The organism is bacterium, from assembly GCA_035527515.1.
GTDB lineage: Bacteria > B130-G9 > B130-G9 > B130-G9 > B130-G9 > B130-G9.
In genome coordinates, this window is sequence record DATLAJ010000083.1 from 1 (window position 1) to 4,825 (window position 4,825).

General features: G+C 56.4%; 5 protein-coding genes. 4 read left to right on the plus strand and 1 reads right to left on the minus strand.

Annotated elements, in window-relative coordinates; all coding sequences use genetic code 11:
• The first annotated feature begins 639 nt into the window (after positions 1-639).
• The 4 genes from VM163_06180 to VM163_06195 all read left to right on the plus strand — a co-directional run bounded on the left by VM163_06180 (position 640) and on the right by VM163_06195 (position 3,182).
• The gene (locus tag VM163_06180) at positions 640-1,041 is read left to right on the plus strand and encodes a hypothetical protein (protein HUT03462.1); all 402 of its coding nucleotides are present in this window, start codon (positions 640-642) and stop codon (positions 1,039-1,041) included.
• Positions 1,042-1,111: 70 nt separating this feature from the next.
• Positions 1,112-1,978 carry a hypothetical protein gene (locus VM163_06185; GenBank protein HUT03463.1) on the plus strand — a complete coding sequence of 289 codons (867 nt, stop codon included), beginning with the start codon at positions 1,112-1,114 and terminating at the stop codon, positions 1,976-1,978.
• 244 nt (positions 1,979-2,222) lie between these two features.
• Positions 2,223-2,621, plus strand: coding sequence for a cytidine deaminase (locus VM163_06190; protein HUT03464.1), 399 nt, complete (start codon positions 2,223-2,225; stop codon positions 2,619-2,621).
• 96 nt (positions 2,622-2,717) lie between these two features.
• Positions 2,718-3,182: a DinB family protein gene (locus VM163_06195; protein ID HUT03465.1), complete on the plus strand. Its 465-nt coding sequence runs from the start codon at positions 2,718-2,720 to the stop codon at positions 3,180-3,182.
• 168 nt (positions 3,183-3,350) lie between these two features.
• Here VM163_06195 and VM163_06200 read toward each other — a convergent pair whose 3' ends face one another.
• Entirely contained in the window at positions 3,351-4,559 is a 1,209-nt protein-coding gene (locus VM163_06200) for a hypothetical protein (GenBank protein ID HUT03466.1), read from the minus strand.
• Positions 4,560-4,825: the final 266 nt, after the last annotated feature.

Here is a 4,825-nt window from a genome sequence, read left to right on the forward strand (position 1 = left end):
CATGCACAAGCGTATCCATTCTTCACTGGGCTATCTCACCCCAGCCGAGTTCGAAGAGCAATGGCGAAAGGAGCAGGAACTGGCCCTCGAATTGAACTAAAAATCGCCGAAAAAGTGTCCAATCTAAGGGGGTCAGTTCATGTTTTGCCAACAGAAATCGCTTGGAATCCGCGGTTCGGTGGATCTTTGTCATAGCCTTTATCCTGGCAATCGTTTCTCTGGCAGTGATCTCGATCAATTATGGACTAGAGAGACAGGATCGCTTTGAGGTTGCAGTACTATCTATTGATTGGTTGGTATTGATAATAAACGGGATCCTTCTAAGTATTGTGTTTAGAAAGCAAATGAAGGAAAACGAAAGCCACAATTGTTAACCATATAAACCATGACTGAGACGAGACAGGAAATACACAACAATTTGGTGTGAGCAACATGTTTTCAAAAGTACTGCACTGCCCAACCTACGCTGCAGGCAACGCCGCTTCGCGGCCTTGTATTGCGGCACGATTCAGTTATGTGTTGGCTCATTTCAAGTGAAGCTCGACGGGTAAGCCGCGGCGCGCCTGAGCTTTTCCGTTCGGTAACACGCAACATCTCGGTTCGGGTCGCAATGAGGGAGGCTTCGAGCTGACTCGGGTGATGGCATCGCGCAACGTGGTCTTCGCCCTTCTTGGGGCGGCCGGGCTTGTTCTAAGACGTTCCTATGTCGGCCCACTGCAACAGATCGTCCACTCGTACGGCGGGAACCTGTCGGTCTCCTTCGCCCTCTACTTCGCGTCGGTCAGCGCGACCCGCAGGTACCGACACCCGCGTCTTTTCGCGGCGCTAATCACGCTCGCGGCAGTCACGTCCTTCGAGATCACAGACGGTTTCGGCGTCATGGCAAACGTGTACGACGCGGTCGACCTCCTCGCAAACGGTGCGGGAGTGGGGTTCGCGGTCCTGGTGGATCTACTCTCCGACCGGCTCATGAGCAGTGGACATGGCGACAGGTCGGCGGTTACCGAACAAGCGCTTCCAGCGGACGGCCGGGAGCGCTAGCTTGAAGAGAGGCGCTCGGCCGCCGCCGAAACGCCCAACGTTGGGCCGCACGATGTCAAAGTGAAATTCAATGTCAGCGACAAAAATCTACGCGGTAACAGTCAATCACAACACCTCCCACTTCGTGGAGCTGATGCTACGCACGCTATTCTATAAAAACGATCTGAGTGGCATTGATTTCCATATGCTTGTGTTGGACAACAGCTCAGGCGATGAGCACTTGGGTCAACTGCAAGCCTATCTGGCAGAGCAGCGTATCCCCCTTATCCAAACAGGCTTTGACAACTCCCTCGCTCCAGAGAAGCATGGGGCAGCGTTTGACAGTTTCGTTGAGGAATATGACGACTGCACACACTACCTGTTTCTCGACAGCGATATTTGGTTTGTCGAGGATAACACTATTCCCACCATGTTGAGTGAATTGCTGGAATCTCCGCCCTCAGTCTTTGCCAATCAAGCCAGGATTTATGGATACTACGCCTATCGAGTCATCGAAGGTAGAGATGGCAACCCAGGTATTGGTGATGTAGACGATTTTCCGACCTGGCAGGTTTCCTGCTACGACACAGAGTATACCACTCGTTTGGTTCGTCGCTGTAGTCCTGCGTGCAGTCTTGTTGCTAACATCCCGGTCTTTCGAAAGGTGGTAGAGACAATTGGTTTGGGTCGAGCAATGGGCTTTGAAGTAGGCAGCGCAAAGTGGTACGACACATTCAGCTTGATGACTCACGTAATGGCTACGCACGACTTGCGCTTCATAGTGTCGTCAAAGAGAGTCAACCATTTCACAATGACGGGATATCAGCCCGAGGCACGTGAGCTAAAGGACAGCAACTGTCTGACGATGCTAGAGGAGTTGCGGGCCGGGCGAGGGATGGAGATCAATCTGTTTCGAGAGTCTGACTGGAAGAAGCAGGTCGAACGAGACCAACGATGAATCTCAGGGCAAAGCGCGGCCCGACCCTGCTTGCAGCCGACGCCGCTTCGCGGCCTTGTATCGCGGCACGATTTGGTTATGTGCGGAGTCTTTTCAAGCGAGGCTCGATGGGTAAGTCGCGGCGCGGCTGAAGCACACCGTTATGCCGCCGGTTGCATGAAGCGAGCATTCCCAGACACCACTTCGGAACCGCAGCGGCGCGTCCCTGTCGCGTATATCTATTGAGGCAATGGACATGATACCTGTGACTTTTGATGAGCTTTACGAAAAGGCAAAATCTGTAGTCAATCCACGCAAGCTTTCTGAGGATGCTGAGGCTGGGGGAGTTAGTGCCGCTATTCTCGCCGAAAGCGGAATGGTGTATACAGGCGTGTGTATTGATACCGCATGCTCCATGGGTTTCTGTGCAGAACACGCCGCTGCGGCAGCTATGATAACTGCTGGTGAAAGCCGTGTACGAAAGATCATCGCCGTTGGATGGGACGGACGTATCCTACCGCCCTGTGGTCGTTGCCGTGAATTCATAAGCCAGCTTCACAACGACAATCTAGACACTGAAGTAATGGTTGGCGAAGGTGTAGTCGTGACCATCCGAGAATTATTGCCTTATGATTGGCGTGGGTCAGCGGATGCACCAAGTTGACCCCCTTTCACGTCGAGGCGTGGCGGCGGGCGGCAGCATTCGCTATCATGGCATTCAGAGAGCAATCGTACAAGCACGTGAATGATAGAGGGGAATGTGGATAAATCGCAACTTCTGAAACGCTTGGACGAGGCCTGGAACGCACTCGAGGCGTCATACGCTGGTCTGCCGGACTCGGAGATGATGGAGCCTGGTGTCACAGGCACCTGGTCGATCAAAGACATCATCGCGCACGTGACCTCGTGGGAAGAGGAGTCGCTGACGCATCTGCCGCTCATCCTCGCGTGCGAGAAGCCACAGCGGTATTCCGTCACGTACGGCGGCATCGATGCCTTCAACGCTCAGACGACGAAGCAGAAGCGGAACTTGTCGCTCTCCGAGGTGCTGCGGCAGCGGGACGATACCCATCGCCGGCTCATCGACTTCATCCAGAGGGTGCCAGAAGATCAGTTCATCAGGGAAACGCGCTTCCGTCGTCGCCTACGGCTTGATACGTATAGCCATTACCCGAGGCACACTGAGGTGATACGGAAATGGCGAGAGCAGCGGTCAGCAGGATAAAGGAAGGTAAGAACCGTTGCAGACTGTGCACAGGTACTCAGCATATTCGCCGCCCGACCAGCGCTTCCAGCCGACACGCTCCGCGTCGCTCCGCGTGCGGCTGAAGCGCGAGCCGTTGGGCCATCTCTAGTGACAACGCGTGGCACGTTTGATTGACACAGAACAAGATCATCGCTGCTCCAGCTGCGCCCGTAGCCCCTCCGGCTCCGTCACCGGTGTCTGGCAGGTGAAGGCGCGGCAGACGTAGGCTGCCGCTTGCCCATCCAACAGGCCACGATCCCGCAGGAGTGGGACGGCAGGAGGCTGGGCAGTGGGCTCTCCTAGGGCCACCACCTGGAAGGGTTGGTAGCCACTACGAACGACACTTAGCAGGGCTTGCGTGTTAGCGGCCTCGGGATCGCCGACGATGGCAATCTCTTTGGGCTGGGACAGCGCAAAGCTCAGAGCCTGGAGCCATTGGCCAAAGCCCAGCGGGTATTGAGCCATCAACGACTGCATCTGGGTCAGCACCTGGTGGGCGATGTCAACATAACGCAGGTCGTTTGTGAAGCCGGCCAGCTTCAGCAGGACGGTGACTGCCATGGCGTTGCCTGAGGGCGTGGCGTTGTCCTGCAGGTCGCGGGGACGGGTGATGAGGGTTTCGTGGTCATCACTGGTGTCGTAGAAGCCGCCGTCCGGGGCCTGAAAGTGGGCGATCATCGTTTCTGCCAACTCCTGTGCCGCCACGAACCAGCGAGGTTCGAAGGCGGTCTGGTAGAGCTCCAGCAACCCCTCGATCAGGTAGGCATAGTCCTCCAGGTATCCGTTGAGCTTGGCCTCGCCAGCCTTCCAGGTACGCAGCAGACGACCATTCTCCTGTCTCAGCTCGCGCAACAGGAAATCGGCATTGCGTTCGGCGACCAGGCGATAGTCGTCGCGATCTAAGGCTCGGCCAGCCTCGGCGAAGGCGGCGAGCATTAGCCCGTTCCACGAGGTGAGGACCTTGTCATCACGGCCGGGATGGACGCGTTGCTCGCGGACCTCGAAGAGCTTGCGCCGGGACTCGGCCAGGGCGGGGCGCTTGTCCATGTCGCTGACGAATTCGAGGATGTTCTTGCCCTCAAAGTTGCCGCCTGAGGTGACGCCATAGGCGGCTATGAAGGCATCGGCCTCGTCACCCAGGACGTCGCGGATCTCGTCAGGTGTCCAGACGAAGAACTTGCCCTCTTCCCCCTCGCTGTCGGCGTCCTGGGTGGAGTAGAAACCGCCTAGCGGGTCGGTCATTTCCCGCACAACATAGTCCAGGATCTCCTCGACGACGGTGAGGAAGAACTCGTTGCCGGTGACTTGCCAGGCGTGAAGGTAGACACGCGCCAGTTGCGAGTTGTCATAACTCATTTTCTCAAAGTGTCCTGCACAACCCGATATACGTGGGTTGATGGTGACAGCTCGGCTGGTGTTGGATTCAGTCTCCAGACGGGACCTTTCTCGACCTGTTTTGTTGTACGGGCAAGGTGTGGTAGAATGAGGGCATCTTCAGATTCATCGGTTGTGGGCGAGGTCTGCTGTGCGAGGGGGATGAAATGGCTGTGCCGTTGTTGGCGACCAAACTGTTTGTTCCGCCAGCCCGGCCCGAGCTGGTGCCCCGCTCGCGCTTGATCGAG

Excerpts from the sequence above, each read along its gene's own strand:
- VM163_06180 (HUT03462.1), top strand. The coding sequence starts at position 640 with ATGGCATCGCGCAACGTGGTCTTCGCCCTTCTTGGGGCGGCCGGGCTT.
- VM163_06185 (HUT03463.1), top strand. The coding sequence starts at position 1,112 with ATGTCAGCGACAAAAATCTACGCGGTAACAGTCAATCACAACACCTCC.
- VM163_06200 (HUT03466.1), bottom strand. The coding sequence starts at position 4,559 with ATGAGTTATGACAACTCGCAACTGGCGCGTGTCTACCTTCACGCCTGG.